General features: G+C 38.1%; 14 protein-coding genes. All 14 read left to right on the top strand.

Annotated features, from left to right (window positions below; genetic code table 11):
* The first annotated feature begins 8 nt into the window (after window positions 1-8).
* The 14 genes from infB to dapG all read left to right on the top strand — a co-directional run bounded on the left by infB (window position 9) and on the right by dapG (window position 14,684).
* Window positions 9-2,228 carry a translation initiation factor IF-2 gene (gene infB, locus ACFYKT_RS02090; RefSeq protein WP_389214712.1) on the top strand — a complete coding sequence of 740 codons (2,220 nt, stop codon included), beginning with the start codon at window positions 9-11 and terminating at the stop codon, window positions 2,226-2,228.
* Window positions 2,225-2,506: a DUF503 domain-containing protein gene (locus ACFYKT_RS02085; RefSeq protein WP_389214709.1), complete on the top strand. Its 282-nt coding sequence runs from the start codon at window positions 2,225-2,227 to the stop codon at window positions 2,504-2,506. The genes infB and ACFYKT_RS02085 overlap by 4 nt, the downstream gene beginning before the upstream one ends.
* A gap of 16 nt (window positions 2,507-2,522) precedes the next feature.
* Window positions 2,523-2,888 (top strand): 30S ribosome-binding factor RbfA, encoded by a 366-nt coding sequence (gene rbfA, locus ACFYKT_RS02080; RefSeq protein ID WP_389214706.1) that lies wholly within the window; start codon window positions 2,523-2,525, stop codon window positions 2,886-2,888.
* Window positions 2,889-2,959: 71 nt separating this feature from the next.
* Window positions 2,960-3,883 (top strand): tRNA pseudouridine(55) synthase TruB, encoded by a 924-nt coding sequence (gene truB, locus ACFYKT_RS02075; RefSeq protein ID WP_389214703.1) that lies wholly within the window; start codon window positions 2,960-2,962, stop codon window positions 3,881-3,883.
* A gap of 30 nt (window positions 3,884-3,913) precedes the next feature.
* The gene (gene ribF / locus ACFYKT_RS02070) at window positions 3,914-4,864 is read left to right on the top strand and encodes a bifunctional riboflavin kinase/FAD synthetase (protein ID WP_389214700.1); all 951 of its coding nucleotides are present in this window, start codon (window positions 3,914-3,916) and stop codon (window positions 4,862-4,864) included.
* Between the two features lie 122 nt (window positions 4,865-4,986).
* Window positions 4,987-5,256 (top strand): 30S ribosomal protein S15, encoded by a 270-nt coding sequence (gene rpsO / locus ACFYKT_RS02065; RefSeq protein ID WP_053475709.1) that lies wholly within the window; start codon window positions 4,987-4,989, stop codon window positions 5,254-5,256.
* A gap of 204 nt (window positions 5,257-5,460) precedes the next feature.
* Window positions 5,461-7,581 (top strand): polyribonucleotide nucleotidyltransferase, encoded by a 2,121-nt coding sequence (gene pnp / locus ACFYKT_RS02060; RefSeq protein ID WP_389214696.1) that lies wholly within the window; start codon window positions 5,461-5,463, stop codon window positions 7,579-7,581.
* Window positions 7,582-7,731: 150 nt separating this feature from the next.
* Window positions 7,732-8,694, top strand: a complete 963-nt coding sequence (locus tag ACFYKT_RS02055; protein ID WP_389214693.1) for a polysaccharide deacetylase family protein — start codon at window positions 7,732-7,734, stop codon at window positions 8,692-8,694.
* A gap of 80 nt (window positions 8,695-8,774) precedes the next feature.
* Entirely contained in the window at window positions 8,775-10,010 is a 1,236-nt protein-coding gene (locus ACFYKT_RS02050) for a M16 family metallopeptidase (protein ID WP_389214690.1), read from the top strand.
* A gap of 100 nt (window positions 10,011-10,110) precedes the next feature.
* Window positions 10,111-10,353, top strand: coding sequence for a YlmC/YmxH family sporulation protein (locus ACFYKT_RS02045; RefSeq protein WP_389214688.1), 243 nt, complete (start codon window positions 10,111-10,113; stop codon window positions 10,351-10,353).
* 182 nt (window positions 10,354-10,535) lie between these two features.
* A complete protein-coding gene (gene dpaA, locus ACFYKT_RS02040; protein ID WP_389214685.1) occupies window positions 10,536-11,432 on the top strand; it encodes a dipicolinic acid synthetase subunit A in 897 nt (298 codons plus the stop codon).
* A 4-nt stretch (window positions 11,433-11,436) separates the two neighbouring features.
* A complete protein-coding gene (gene dpaB / locus ACFYKT_RS02035; protein WP_389214683.1) occupies window positions 11,437-12,036 on the top strand; it encodes a dipicolinate synthase subunit B in 600 nt (199 codons plus the stop codon).
* A gap of 141 nt (window positions 12,037-12,177) precedes the next feature.
* On the top strand, window positions 12,178-13,227 hold the full coding sequence (gene asd, locus ACFYKT_RS02030; RefSeq protein WP_389214680.1) for an aspartate-semialdehyde dehydrogenase: 1,050 nt from the start codon (window positions 12,178-12,180) through the stop codon (window positions 13,225-13,227).
* Window positions 13,228-13,427: 200 nt separating this feature from the next.
* Window positions 13,428-14,684 carry an aspartate kinase gene (dapG, locus tag ACFYKT_RS02025; protein WP_389214677.1) on the top strand — a complete coding sequence of 419 codons (1,257 nt, stop codon included), beginning with the start codon at window positions 13,428-13,430 and terminating at the stop codon, window positions 14,682-14,684.
* Window positions 14,685-14,688 lie beyond the last annotated feature (4 nt).

Genomic DNA, 14,688 nt, shown 5'->3' with positions numbered 1-14,688 from the left:
GTGAAAGTATGAGTAAGATGCGCGTTTACGAATATGCAAAAAAACAAAATGTTTCAAGTAAAGATGTCATAACGAAATTACAAAGTATGAATATTGAGGTTTCTAATCATATGACAACAATTGAAGCGGCTGCCGTGCAAAAATTGGACGGAATCTATAGCAAGAAAGAAGAGAAGCAACCTCAAATGCAAAATAAACAGTCGAATACTCAACAGAAAACACAGCAACAAGGGCAAGTGAAAGCAAAAACTAATTCCCCTTCAGAGAATGGTAACCATTCATCTGCAAACAAAAAAACTACTTCTAAACCAGCTCCTAATGCAAATGGTGGAAGAAACCAAGGTCAAGGGAATCAATCTAAGCCCTTCAATAAAAATAATAGCAATCAACGAAACAACAATAAAAATAAGAATAATAAAGGCAAACAGCAGCAACAAGCTCCGGCTATTCCAACACCTAGGAAAGTCAAGGAACTACCTGCGAAGATTACATTTACAGAGTCATTGACTGTTGCAGAGCTTGGGAAAAAGCTGCACCGTGAACCATCAGAAATTATTAAGAAACTATTCATGCTTGGTGTGATGGCAACAATCAATCAGGAACTTGATAAAGATGCGATTGAATTGATTGCAAGCGAATACGGTGTTGAAGTAGAAGAAGAAGTAATCGTAGATACAACAGACTTGGAAGTTTATTTCACTGAAGATGAGAATGCACAGTTAATTGAACGTCCTGCTGTTGTTACGATTATGGGTCACGTTGACCACGGGAAAACAACTACATTGGATTCGATTCGTAATACGAAAGTTACTGCAGGCGAAGCTGGTGGAATAACTCAGCATATTGGTGCGTATCAAGTAGAAGAAAATGGAAAGAAAATTACATTTTTGGATACACCGGGACATGCTGCATTTACGACAATGCGTGCTCGCGGTGCTCAAGTGACTGATATTACCATTCTTGTTGTAGCAGCTGATGATGGTGTAATGCCACAGACAGTTGAGGCAATCAATCATGCTAAAGCTGCAGAAGTACCAATTATTGTAGCAGTTAATAAGATGGATAAAGAAGGTGCAAACCCTGATCGAGTGATGCAAGAATTAACGGAATATGGATTAGTTCCTGAAGCTTGGGGCGGGGATACTATCTTTGTACCGATTGCTGCTCTAAAAGGAGAAGGCATTGACAATCTACTTGAAATGATTCTTCTTGTAAGTGAAGTAGAAGAATATAAGGCAAACCCAAATCGCAATGCGGTGGGAACAGTAATCGAAGCACAACTAGATAAAGGTCGCGGTTCAGTTGCAACCCTATTAGTTCAAAATGGAACATTAAAGGTTGGGGACCCAATTGTCGTTGGTAACACATTTGGCCGTGTCCGTGCGATGGTTAATGATTTAGGCCGACGCGTGAAGACAGCAGGACCATCAACACCAGTAGAGATTACTGGTTTGAATGATGTTCCTCAAGCTGGTGATCGTTTCGCAGTGTTAGAAGATGAGAAGAAAGCTCGTCAAGTAGGAGAAGCACGTGCACAGCAGGCTCTACAAGCACAGCGCAGTGAAAAAACCCGTGTTAGCTTAGATAACTTGTTTGAGCATATGAAACAAGGTGAAATGAAAGAGCTTAACATTGTTGTGAAGGCAGATGTTCAAGGTTCTGCTGAAGCATTAACAACCGCATTACAGAAAATTGATGTAGAAGGCGTAAACGTACGTATCCTTCACACTGGTGCTGGTGCGATTAATGAATCTGATATTACACTTGCTGCTGCATTCAATGCAATTGTTATTGGCTTCAATGTTCGCCCTGATATTAATGCAAAACGAGCAGCCGATGCGGAAGGCGTAGAAATTCGTTTACACCGTATTATTTATAAAGTAATTGAAGAAATTGAATTGGCAATGAAAGGTATGCTTGATCCTGAATTTGAAGAAAAAATTATTGGTCAGGCAGAAATTCGTCAAACGTTTAAAGTATCAAAAGTTGGTACAATTGCTGGTTCATACGTAACTGATGGAAAGATCACACGTGATAGTGGCATACGTTTAATCAGAGATGGCATTGTTGTTTTCGAAGGTGAAATCGATGCATTGAAACGTTTTAAAGATGATGCTAAAGAAGTTAGCCAAGGCTATGAGTGTGGTGTAACAATTAAAAACTTTAATGACGTTAAAGAAGGAGACGTCATTGAGGCTTATATTATGCAGGAAATTGAACGTAAATGATCATTGGCTTAGCTGCCTGTGAGTGTATTATTTATGACGCACACTCTTTAAAAGAAAAGCGAGCAGTATTGTTGCGTATTCTTACCCGATTGAAGCAGAAATACAATATTTCTGTATCTGAGGTAGATTTTCAAGATGTATGGCAGCGAACGAAAATAGCCATTGTTGCTGTATCTTCCTCCCGTATTTCAACGGAACAAGAATTACAGAATGCCCTTAGGTTCATTGATTCGTTTCCAGAAATTGAACGAACAATAACTGATATTGAGTGGCTTTAAGATGAGGTGAAATGACATGAGCCTTCGAGCAAATAAAGTTGGAGAACAAATGAAAAAGGAATTGGGCGAAATTATCAGCCGAAAAATCAAGGACCCTCGGGTTGGATTTGTAACGGTAACAGATGTCCAAGTCACTGGCGATCTCCAACAAGCAACTGTATTTATTTCAGTGCTTGGTGACGAAGAGCAAAAGGAAAATACGCTAAAAGGTCTAGCGAAAGCAAAGGGCTTTATCCGTTCAGAAATCGGTCAGCGTATTCGTTTGCGAAAAACACCTGAAATTCTCTTTGAATTCGATGAGTCCATCGATTATGGCAATCGAATTGATACATTGCTTCATCAAATTCAAGATGAGGAACGGTCAAAAGAAAAAGAGGACTAAGAGTTGATACAATGAATGGATAGACACTTGTCTATCCATTTTTTTGAAGTGAAGAGAAGGAGGAATGAAGAGTGGAAGGAGTATTGCCACTGTTTAAACCAAAAGGGATGACCTCACATGATTGTGTTTTCAGGTTGCGCAAAATCTTAAAGATGAAGCGAATTGGTCATACTGGAACACTTGATCCTGATGTTACTGGTGTGCTTCCTATTTGTTTAGGCAGAGCTACGAAAGTGGCGGAATACATAACAGATGCGGGGAAAGCGTACGAAGGGGAAGTCACCCTTGGATTTTCAACAACAACTGAAGATTCTTCAGGTGATATTGTCGAACAAAAAAAGGTTTCAGAGTCATTTACACGTGAACAGCTACTATCTGTTCTAGCTAAATTAACGGGTGAAATCTTACAAACTCCACCGATGTATTCAGCAGTAAAAGTAAATGGGAAAAGACTTTATGAGTATGCAAGACAGGGAATTGAAGTGGAAAGACCAACAAGAAAAGTAATGATTCATTCGATTGAGCTACTTGATGAAAGAAATACCTTTAGCGGAGATCCCATTCGCTTTCGCTTTCGCGTTTCCTGCGGTAAGGGTACATACATCCGAACGTTAGCGGTAATGATTGGGCAGGAACTAGGGCTCCCAGCACATATGTCTGATCTCGTTAGAATTCAATCAGCAGCCTTCAACTTAGAGGATTGTTTGTCATTTGATGAGATAGAGAAAAAAGTAGAAGATGAATCAATCTTACAAGCAATTTACCCTTTAGAAACAGCACTTTCCCATTTGCCGAAATATAGGATAAATGATACAGTAGCAAAGAAAGTTAAAAATGGGGCCGTTTTGGACATCCCAGATCATTTATTAACCATAAAGGGCCCAATTGTGCTTGAAACAGCGGATTGTCTGGCAATAGCAATATATGAACATCACCCACAGAAAGAAGGGCTGATGAAGCCAGTCAAAGTGTTAAGAAATGACTCACAAGTATAAGGCTCGGAAAAAGAAAAAAGGTGAATCGTTATGGAAGTTATCTCAATACATCATCCACATCAACTAAATAAAGTTGACTTTCCAGAATTAGTAATGGCTTTAGGGTATTTTGATGGTGTTCATTTAGGTCATCAAGAAGTCATTACACGTGCTAAGACAATAGCAAAGGAAAAAGGAATGAAGAGCGCTGTAATGACTTTTGATCCTCATCCATCTGTTGTCCTTGGAAAGAGTGTTAAGCAAATTGAATACATTACACCGCTTAAGAATAAAACTCAATTGATGGCAAATTTAGCTATTGATTACTTATTTATTATTCATTTTACTCGGGATTTTGCTAATTTAATCCCACAGGAATTTGTGGATCAATATATTATTGGTCTTAATGTTAAACATGTTGTAGCTGGATTTGACTACTCGTATGGCCGCATGGGAAAAGGCACGATGGAGACAATGCCCTTCCACTCAAGGAATCAATTTGAGTATACGATAGTCCCAAAACTCTCTAATAATGATACAAAGATCAGTTCAACACTCATTCGTACATTGCTTGCTGAAGGGAAAATGGAAGAGCTGCCACAGCTATTAGGAAGATATTACACAACAACCGGAACTGTTATCCATGGGGATAAACGCGGGCGCACAATAGGTTTTCCGACAGCCAATATTGATTTGGCTGAAGATTATTGGATTCCGCCTCTGGGTGTTTTTTGTGTCCGTTTCTTTGTTGATGGCCAATGGTATGAAGGGGTTTGCAATGTAGGATATAAGCCGACTTTTAATAGTAAGTCTGCATCAAAACCTTCCATAGAAGTACATATATTTGATTTTGATCAAGAAATATATGGTCTTGAAGTAATCATAGAATGGCATCAGCACTTAAGAAAAGAAAAAAGATTCTCTGGAGTGGCTGAACTTGTGTCACAAATAGAGGAAGATAAGCAAAATGCTCTGCATTACTTCCAAAAAATCAGGGTTTAGTCTTGCTTTTTGTCGTAAAAAGATGTATTCTTATAAACGTATTAAATGAACCTTTGCTTGGCATGTCGAGTCACCGACGCTTGCTCAGTAAATGGGGATTGACAAATTAGGAGGTGAATCGGATGGCAATCACTAAAGAACGTAAAAATGAACTAATCAATGAGTTTAAAACTCATGAGAGCGATACAGGTTCTCCAGAAGTTCAAATCGCTGTCCTTACAGAAGAAATCAACACTTTGAACGAGCATTTACGTACGCACAAGAAAGATCACCACTCACGTCGCGGTCTTTTGAAAATGGTAGGTAAACGTCGTAATCTTTTAACTTACCTGCGTAACAAAGATGTTCAACGTTACCGTGAGTTAATCAATAAACTAGGCTTACGTCGTTAATTTGAAAAAGCGGGATTTTTCCCGCTTTTTTATTAGCTTAAAAAGAACACTTGTTTACATATATAAAGATCTCTTTTAACTAGTGAAAAAATTGTACATACTATAAAAGCGCATGAATTTATACTTAAACTTTTCATTTATGATTTTATATAAGCAAAGGTTTGACTAAACTTTAGAGCGATAAGGTAGAGAGGGGTTACGAAGATGGGACAAGATAAGCACATCTATTCCATAGATTGGGCTGGGCGTAAATTAACAGTCGAAATTGGACAACTGGCAAAGCAAGCAAACGGTGCTGTGTTAGTGCGCTACGGTGATACTGCGGTACTTAGTACAGCGACAGCATCGAAGGAGCCGAAGAATTTAGATTTCTTTCCATTGACTGTGAACTATGAAGAACGTCTTTATGCAGTCGGTAAAATTCCAGGAGGCTTTATTAAAAGAGAAGGCCGTCCAAGTGAAAAAGCTATTTTAGCGAGCCGTTTAATCGATAGACCGATTCGTCCGTTATTTGCAGATGGATTCCGTAATGATGTACAAGTAGTGAGCATGGTTATGAGTGTGGACCAAGACTGTTCTTCAGAAATGGCTGCGATGTTTGGATCATCACTAGCACTAAGTGTATCTGATATTCCATTTGAGGGCCCGATTGCGGGTGCAAGTGTTGGTCGTATTGATGGAGAATTTATTATTAATCCTTCTGTTGAGCAAGCAGAAAAAAGTGATCTTCACTTAGTTGTAGCTGGTACAAAGGATGCCATTAATATGGTTGAAGCTGGAGCAGAAGAAGTTCCAGAAGAAATCATGCTTGAAGCGATAATGTTTGGTCATGAAGAGATTAAACGTCTAATTGCTTTCCAAGAAGAAATTGTTGCGGAAATTGGCAAAGAAAAAAGAGAAATCTCTCTTTATCAATTGGATCCAGAGTTAGAAGCAGAAGTTCGCAGTATTTGTGAAAAAGATATGATTATTGCAATTCAAGTGCAGGAGAAGCATGCACGTGAAGCTGCAATTAAAGTTGTTAAAGATGGGATTTTAGCAAGATTTGAAGAACAAGAAGCAGATGATGATAAGCTTAAACAAGTGAAGCAAATCCTTGATAAAATTGTCAAAGGTGAAGTGCGCCGTTTAATTACGGAAGATAAAGTTAGACCAGATGGCCGTGGACTTGATGTGATTCGTCCATTATCATCAGAGGTTGGACTGCTTCCGCGTACACACGGATCTGGACTATTTACTCGTGGACAAACACAGGCCCTTAGTATTTGTACTTTAGGTGCACTTGGTGATGTTCAAATCTTAGATGGTCTTGGAATTGAAGAAGAGAAGCGTTTCATGCACCATTATAATTTCCCTAACTTTAGCGTAGGTGAAACAGGCCCAATCAGAGGGCCAGGCCGTCGTGAAATCGGTCACGGTGCTTTAGGTGAACGTGCATTAGAGCCGATCATTCCTTCTGAAAAGGATTTCCCATACACGGTTCGTCTTGTGTCTGAAGTATTGGAATCAAATGGATCGACTTCACAAGCAAGTATTTGTGCGAGCACGCTTGCAATGATGGATGCTGGGGTACCAATTAAGGCGCCAGTGGCAGGGATTGCTATGGGTCTTATTAAGTCTGGTGAGCATTATTCTATTTTAACGGATATTCAAGGAATGGAAGACCATCTTGGTGATATGGACTTTAAAGTGGCAGGTACAGCTAAAGGAGTAACTGCTCTTCAAATGGACATTAAAATCGATGGACTTTCACGTGAAATTTTAGAAGAAGCACTTCAGCAGGCGAAAAAAGGTCGTATGCAAATTCTAGATTCGATGCTGAGCACAATTTCTGAACCGAAGAAAGAACTGTCTCAATATGCGCCGAAAATCTTAACAATGAAAATTAATCCAGATAAAATTCGTGATGTTATTGGACCAAGCGGAAAACAAATCAATAAGATCATTGAAGAAACTGGTGTAAAGATTGATATTGAGCAGGATGGAATGGTATTCATTTCTTCAACAAATGAAGAAATGAATCAAAAAGCGAAGAAAATTATTGAAGATATTGTCCGTGAGGTTGAAGTTGGACAAATGTATCTTGGTAAAGTAAAGCGTGTTGAAAAGTTCGGTGCTTTCGTTGAAATTTTCAATGGAAAAGATGGTCTTGTTCATATTTCTGAGCTGGCTGAAGAACGTGTAGGAAAAGTAGAGGATGTTGTTTCAATCGGTGACGAGTTGCTTGTAAAGGTAACCGAAATTGACAAACAAGGCCGCGTAAACTTATCACGTAAGGCAGTTCTTCGTGAAGAGCGTGAGCAAAAAGAAAAAGCTCAACAATAATAATGGATTAATTATAAAAGTCAGGAGGCAAACTCCTGGCTTTTTGTATGACTTAAAATGCAATTATTACTGCATACTAGGAAGTGAGGACTTAGGCGTTCTACCTTGTCCCTTCAAGACATAATGTTTAAATGAAGGAGGCTCAAGAGGATGAGAAAGTATGCTCATTTCGCCATTATTTGTGTCATAGCTATATTCTTAGTGAATAACCCGCTCACCAGCCAATATGTTTCAGGTTTGAAGTTAGATACTGATTTCGTTATAAAGCAAAAGGATGAATTATATAATGAAATCATTAATAAGTCTGAAAATTTCTATATTCCCCCTGAGGATGCTAAAATTGATCGTGTGTGGAAAGCCATACCTGGGCTAAATGGGGTAAAGGTAGATATAGAAGCTTCTTATAAAAAAATGAAGCCTGAAGGTAAGTATATCCAGGAAAAATTAGTTTTTGAACAGATTACTCCAAAAATAAATTTGAGTGATTTGCCGCCAACTCCCATTTACAAAGGACATCCAGAAAAACAGATGGTAAGCTTTCTAATTAACGTAGCATGGGGAAATGAATACTTAACAGACATGCTTGCTACTTTAAAAAAGCATAATGTTTCAGCAAGCTTTTTTTTGGAAGGAAGATGGGCACAGAATAATCCTGATTTAGCCAAAATGATCGATGCTGCAGGACATGAAATTGGCAACCATTCCTATACACATCCTAATATGGAGAAGATTTCTGCGCAAAAGGCTAGAGAGGAGATTCAAAAGACAAATGATGTAATAAAAGCTACGACAAACAAGCCAGTCAAATGGTTTGCACCGCCAAGTGGAAGTTATAGGGATGAAATTATTCAAATAGCAGCAGAGCAAAATCTCGGCACAGTTTTGTGGACAGTTGATACGGTTGATTGGAAAAAGCCAACCCCTGAACAATTAATACAACGTGTAATGGGCAAGGTTCATAATGGTGCCATGATTTTAATGCATCCAACTGACTCAACGGCAAAGTCACTTGATCAATTGATTATTCAATTGAAACAAAGGGATCTGCAGATTGGAACAGTATCAGAGATTTTAAGTACTGAAAGAATAATGACAGAAGATGACGTTCGATAAGCTAATAAATTTGGAAAAATTTACGATAATAGTATAAACTAATTAAATGCAGCAGAGTTTCTGGAACAGGAGGAATTTATTTGATTAAGAAATATACATGTAAAAATGGAGTAAGAGTCGTACTAGAAAATATTCCAACCGTTCGTTCCGTCGCCATTGGTGTTTGGATTGGAACTGGATCAAGGAATGAAAGTAAAGAAAATAACGGGATATCTCATTTTCTTGAGCATATGTTCTTTAAAGGTACAAAAACACGAACAGCAAGAGAGATAGCTGAGTCCTTTGATAGTATCGGCGGACAAGTAAATGCCTTTACATCAAAAGAATATACTTGCTATTATGCGAAGGTGCTTGATACGCATGCCAATTTCGCCCTAGAAGTGTTAGCAGATATGTTCTTTAACTCGACCTTCGTTGAAGAAGAATTAAATAAAGAAAAGAAAGTTGTATATGAAGAGATAAAAATGTATGAAGATACTCCAGATGATATTGTTCATGATCTCCTAAGTAAAGCGATTTATGAAAATCATGCGCTAGGTTATCCTATTCTTGGAACAGAAGAGACTCTTTCTACATTTACCAGTGAAACGCTAAAGCAATACGTACATAATATGTATACGCCTGAAAATGTGGTTATTTCCATTGCAGGTAATATTTCAGAATCCTTTATTCATGAGGTTGAACAATTCTTTGGTTCTTATGAAGGTGGAAAGCGGGAGCAATCTGAGGATAGACCAACCTTTCATTCAAACCAAATTGCAAGGAAAAAAGATACAGAGCAGGCTCATTTATGTATAGGCTTTGATGGATTACAAGTGGGTCATGATGATATGTATGATTTGATCATATTAAATAATATCCTTGGTGGAAGCATGAGCAGTCGCCTATTCCAGGATGTTAGAGAACAAAAGGGGCTGGCCTATTCTGTATTCTCCTATCATTCGGCATTTCAAGATAGTGGAATTGTCACTTTATATGGTGGAACAGGGGCAAAGCAGCTTGATGTCTTATTTGAAACAATGCAAGAAACACTAAGTAAGCTGAAACAAGAAGGTATTACAGAAAAGGAATTAAATAATAGTAAAGAGCAGTTAAAAGGAAGTCTGATGTTAAGCTTGGAAAGCACGAATAGCAGAATGAGCCGAAATGGGAAAAACGAGCTGATGCTCGGCCGTCACCGCTCATTAGATGAAATTCTTGAGCAAATTGATGCTGTATCGAAGAAAGGTGTCGATGATATGGCGAATAATATTTTTACGGATCAATACTCAATTGCTTTAATTAGTCCAGATGGAGAACTACCAAAGAATATTTAAAGTCAGATCAGTCTGTTAAATGCGACAGACTGTTTTTTTATGTCTAAAAACAAAACTCCAGCGATAGATTTATATGGAGAGAAGAAATGGAGGGTTGAAGATGAGATTAAGTGAACTAAGCGGCAAGGAAATAGTGGATGTGAAGAAAGCGGAAAGACTCGGCATTCTCGGTCAAACAGATCTTGAGATAAACGAAAAAGATGGACAAATACAAGCATTGGTCATCCCAACATTGAAATGGTTTGGATTGAAAAGACATGGAGAAGAAATAAGAGTGCCATGGAATCACATAAAAAAAATTGGTAATGACATGATCATTCTCGATATATCCGAAGAAGAATAAGGATTTCTTCATGGCACTGTCGTTTTGAAAATAAAAATAATTTAGCTCTAGCACCTTTATATGGTGCTGGAGCTTTTTCGTTTACATTATTCTTTAATGGAAAACTCACCGATTTTCATCTCCATACATAAGATGTTGAAGTAGTTCTGAAAAACAATTCCTGTAAAGAAGGTGAGGATTTCATGCTAACAGGGATACAAATCGCAGTGATTGGCGGTGATGCGAGGCAATTAGAAATCATCCGCAAATTAACAGATCTTGATGCCAAACTTTCTTTGATTGGTTTCGAGCAATTGGACCATGCCTTTACAGGGGCAGTCAAAGAAAAAATAAATGAAGTAGAATTTTCCAATAAAGATGTCATTATATTACCTGTTCCTGGAACAAGCTCAGATGGTCAAATTGAAACAATATTTTCAAATGAGAAGGTGTATTTACAAAAAGAGATGCTAGTTGAAACACCTCCCCATTGTACAGTCTATTCAGGGATCAGCAATTCCTATTTAGATAGTATTACAACTCAGACTAATCGTCGCCTCGTTCAATTATTTGAAAGGGATGATGTTGCTATTTATAATTCAATTCCGACTGTGGAAGGAACAATTATGATGGCCATACAGCATACTGATACCACGATCCATGGATCCACGATTACTGTGCTTGGACTTGGGAGAGTAGGAATGAGTGTAGCCAGAACATTTCAAGCACTTGGAGCAAAAGTAAAGGTGGGTGCAAGAAAAAGCGAGCATATTGCAAGAATTACTGAAATGGGATTAACTCCTTTTTATTTAAGTGACTTAGAAAATGAAGTGAAAGATGCAGATATATGCATTAATACGATTCCAAAATTAATTGTTACATCCTCAGTGATATCGAAGATGCCTGTCCACACTTTGATTATTGATCTTGCTTCTAAACCAGGAGGAACAGATTTCAGGTATGCAGAGAAAAGAGGGGTGAAAGCATTGCTAGCCCCTGGGCTTCCAGGAATTGTTGCTCCGAAAACAGCCGGGCAGATTTTGGCAAATGTGCTGTCACAATTAATAAGAGATGATATGAAAAGGGAAAGGGGACAATAATCAAATGAGTTTAAAGGGTAAACGCATTGGGTTTGGTTTAACAGGTTCTCATTGTACGTATGATGCAGTATTTCCAGAAATTGAAAGACTTGTGAATGCAGGAGTGGAAGTACTGCCAATTGTAACTTTTACAGTAAAAAATACAGAAACTAGATTTGGCAAAGGGGAAGACTGGATTCAAAGAATTGAGGATTTAACTGGAAATAAAGTAATCGATTCGATTGTAAAGGCAGAACCGCTTGGTCCAAAGATTCCATTAGACTGTATGGTCATTGCACCGTTAACAGGAAGTTCAATGAGCAAATTTGCAAATGCAATGACAGATTCACCTGTATTAATGGCTGCTAAGGCAACGTTACGTAATCAGAAGCCAGTCGTTCTAGGAATATCTACAAATGACGCGCTTGGTTTAAATGGTGTAAATTTAATGAGACTAATGGCTACAAAAAATATTTATTTTATCCCTTACGGACAGGATGATCCTGTGAAAAAGCCCAATTCGATGGTTGCAAGAATGACTCTATTGTCAGAGACGATTGAAAAAGCAATAGAGGGAAGCCAGCTGCAGCCGGTAATTGTAGAAAGATATAAAGACGAAATCTAACCCCTGCATTTTTCTAGCAAAAAGTTTACTACTTTAAAGAGTGAATATGTTAAAATTATTTTATTATAAGAAAATTCTTTCTTAATAATCCCATCAGCTTTTTGCTAGAAAAATAGGATCTAATTGAAAGGGGAGCTAAAATTGCAACAGGAAAAAGGATTTCATGTAGCCATATTAGGAGCGACAGGTGCAGTAGGTCAGCAGATGATAAAAACGCTAGAAGAAAAGGATTTTCCAATTTCTAAGCTTACTCTGCTTTCTTCAGCACGTTCTGCAGGTAAAAAGCTTCAGTTTAAAGGTGTAGAATATACCGTTCAGGAAGTACAGCCTGAAAGCTTTGCTGGTGTTGATATTGCCTTATTTAGTGCAGGCGGCAGTGTTTCAAAAGAGTTTGCTAGCCATGCTGTTAAACATGGAGCAATCGTTGTGGACAACACAAGCGCTTTCCGAATGGACAAAAATGTTCCGCTAGTTGTTCCTGAGGTGAATGAACAAGATCTTCATAAACAACAAGGCATCATTGCCAATCCAAACTGTTCAACGATACAAATGGTTGTAGCCCTTGAACCTATTAGGCAAAAATTTGGTCTGAATAAAGTGCTTGTCTCCACTTATCAGGCAGTTTCAGGTTCAGGCGCAGCGGCTGTTGAAGAACTATATGACCAGACAAAAGCAATAATAAATAATGAGGCGTATAAACCAACAATACTCCCAGTAAAAGGTGATAAAAAACATTATCAAATTGCCTTTAACGCAATACCGCAAATTGATAAGTTTGAAGAGAATGGCTTTACCTTTGAAGAGATGAAAATGATCAATGAAACGAAGAAGATTATGAATTTACCTGAACTCCATGTTGCTGCCACATGTGTGCGTCTGCCTGTTGCAACTGGTCACTCTGAATCGGTTTACCTTGAAGTAAATGAAGAGAGTGTAAGTGTTCAGGAAATCAAAGCATTATTGACTGACGCACCAGGTGTAGTATTACAGGATGATCCAAGTAATCAAATATATCCAATGCCTGCTGATTGTGTCGGCAAGAGTGATGTATTCATTGGACGAATTCGCAAAGATTTAGATGAATCAAGAGGATTCCATATGTGGGTCGTATCTGATAATCTGCTTAAAGGTGCTGCATGGAATTCAGTTCAAATCGCTGAAAGCTTAATAAAACTTGGAATAGTCAAGTAATGAAAGAATCGTCATATATGTAAGTAGTAGCCGATCAATTAGTTTGGAATATTTTTTTTGTTGGTCCGAATAAGCCTAAGCTTTGTTATAAACGTACAAATTGCCTCTATTTTAGTCGATCTAATTCATTGCCCTTGCAAAGTTAGGTGCAGATTTGAAGCCCTTTACTTTTTAAAGAAGAGACATCCAGAGGTGTAACAATGAAAATAATTGTGCAAAAATATGGAGGCACATCTGTTCGTGATATAAAAAGTCGCTTACACGCATTAAAACATATTAAAAAGGCTATTTCTGAAGGATATAAGCTTGTCATCGTTGTTTCTGCAATGGGGCGAAAAGGTGATCCTTATGCAACAGATACACTGCTTTCCCTTGCAGGGACAAAAAAATGGATGATTAATAAAAGAGAGAGTGATCTCCTATTATCTTGCGGGGAGATTATTTCGAGTGTTGTATTTACAAATATGCTTTTAGAACATGGTATTCTAGCTACTTCTTTAACAGGCGCCCAGGCAGGATTTAGAACAAATAATGATCATACAAATGCAAAAATTATTGATATGAAATGTGACAGACTGCTTAAAGAATTAGAGAAACATGACTGTGTAGTCGTAGCCGGATTTCAGGGAGCTGCCAAAAATGGTGATGTAACTACTATCGGCAGAGGAGGAAGCGACACATCTGCCGCTGCATTAGGTGCCGCGTTAAATGCAGAGTGGATTGATATATTTACAGATGTGGATGGGATAATGACGGCAGATCCTCGTATTGCTGAAAATGCCCGTCCATTATCTGTTGTCACTTATACAGAAGTATGCAATATGGCTTATCAGGGTGCGAAAGTCATTCATCCAAGAGCAGTAGAAATAGCAATGCAAGCGAAAATTCCTATACGTATCCGCTCGAATTATTCTGATAGTTTAGGCACATTAGTTACAGCAATAAATAAAGAAAGTCAGGGTGCAGATATTAAGGAACGGTTAGTTACTGGGATTGCCCATCTGTCTCATGTTACACAAATTAAGGTTGTTGCTAAAAAGGATCAATACAACTTGCAAGCAGAGGTATTTCAAGCAATGGCAAATGAAGGGATAAGTGTGGATTTTATCAATATTTATCCGAATGGGGTTACTTATACCGTAACAGAAGAGATGACAGAAAAGGCAATTAGCATCTTAAATAATTTAGGTCATAATCCTTTAGTGGAATTCGAATGTGCGAAAGTATCTGTTGTTGGTGCGGGGATGCAAGGGGTGCCAGGAGTGGCTTCAAAGATTGTGACAGCCTTATCAGAACAGGGCATTCGTATTCTGCAATCTGCAGATAGTCATACAACTATATGGGTGCTTGTTAAGCAGATTGACCTAAGCAAAGCCGTCAATGCATTGCATGATGCATTCCATTTAGAAAAAGAAACTATTATAGAAAATAAGAAAAGAAAGCTTTTTAACGAATAATAAG

It is taken from the genome of Cytobacillus mangrovibacter, assembly GCF_042865275.1.
GTDB classification, from domain to species: domain Bacteria; phylum Bacillota; class Bacilli; order Bacillales; family Cytobacillaceae; genus Cytobacillus; species Cytobacillus mangrovibacter.
Note: the sequence above shows the minus strand (reverse complement) of the source record. Positions and strands in the feature narration are given on the sequence as shown.

Excerpts from the sequence above, each read along its gene's own strand:
- infB (WP_389214712.1), top strand. The coding sequence starts at position 9 with ATGAGTAAGATGCGCGTTTACGAATATGCAAAAAAACAAAATGTTTCA.
- ACFYKT_RS02085 (WP_389214709.1), top strand. The coding sequence starts at position 2,225 with ATGATCATTGGCTTAGCTGCCTGTGAGTGTATTATTTATGACGCACAC.
- rbfA (WP_389214706.1), top strand. The coding sequence starts at position 2,523 with ATGAGCCTTCGAGCAAATAAAGTTGGAGAACAAATGAAAAAGGAATTG.
- ribF (WP_389214700.1), top strand. The coding sequence starts at position 3,914 with ATGGAAGTTATCTCAATACATCATCCACATCAACTAAATAAAGTTGAC.
- rpsO (WP_053475709.1), top strand. The coding sequence starts at position 4,987 with ATGGCAATCACTAAAGAACGTAAAAATGAACTAATCAATGAGTTTAAA.
- pnp (WP_389214696.1), top strand. The coding sequence starts at position 5,461 with ATGGGACAAGATAAGCACATCTATTCCATAGATTGGGCTGGGCGTAAA.
- ACFYKT_RS02055 (WP_389214693.1), top strand. The coding sequence starts at position 7,732 with ATGAGAAAGTATGCTCATTTCGCCATTATTTGTGTCATAGCTATATTC.
- ACFYKT_RS02045 (WP_389214688.1), top strand. The coding sequence starts at position 10,111 with ATGAGATTAAGTGAACTAAGCGGCAAGGAAATAGTGGATGTGAAGAAA.
- dpaA (WP_389214685.1), top strand. The coding sequence starts at position 10,536 with ATGCTAACAGGGATACAAATCGCAGTGATTGGCGGTGATGCGAGGCAA.
- dpaB (WP_389214683.1), top strand. The coding sequence starts at position 11,437 with ATGAGTTTAAAGGGTAAACGCATTGGGTTTGGTTTAACAGGTTCTCAT.
- dapG (WP_389214677.1), top strand. The coding sequence starts at position 13,428 with ATGAAAATAATTGTGCAAAAATATGGAGGCACATCTGTTCGTGATATA.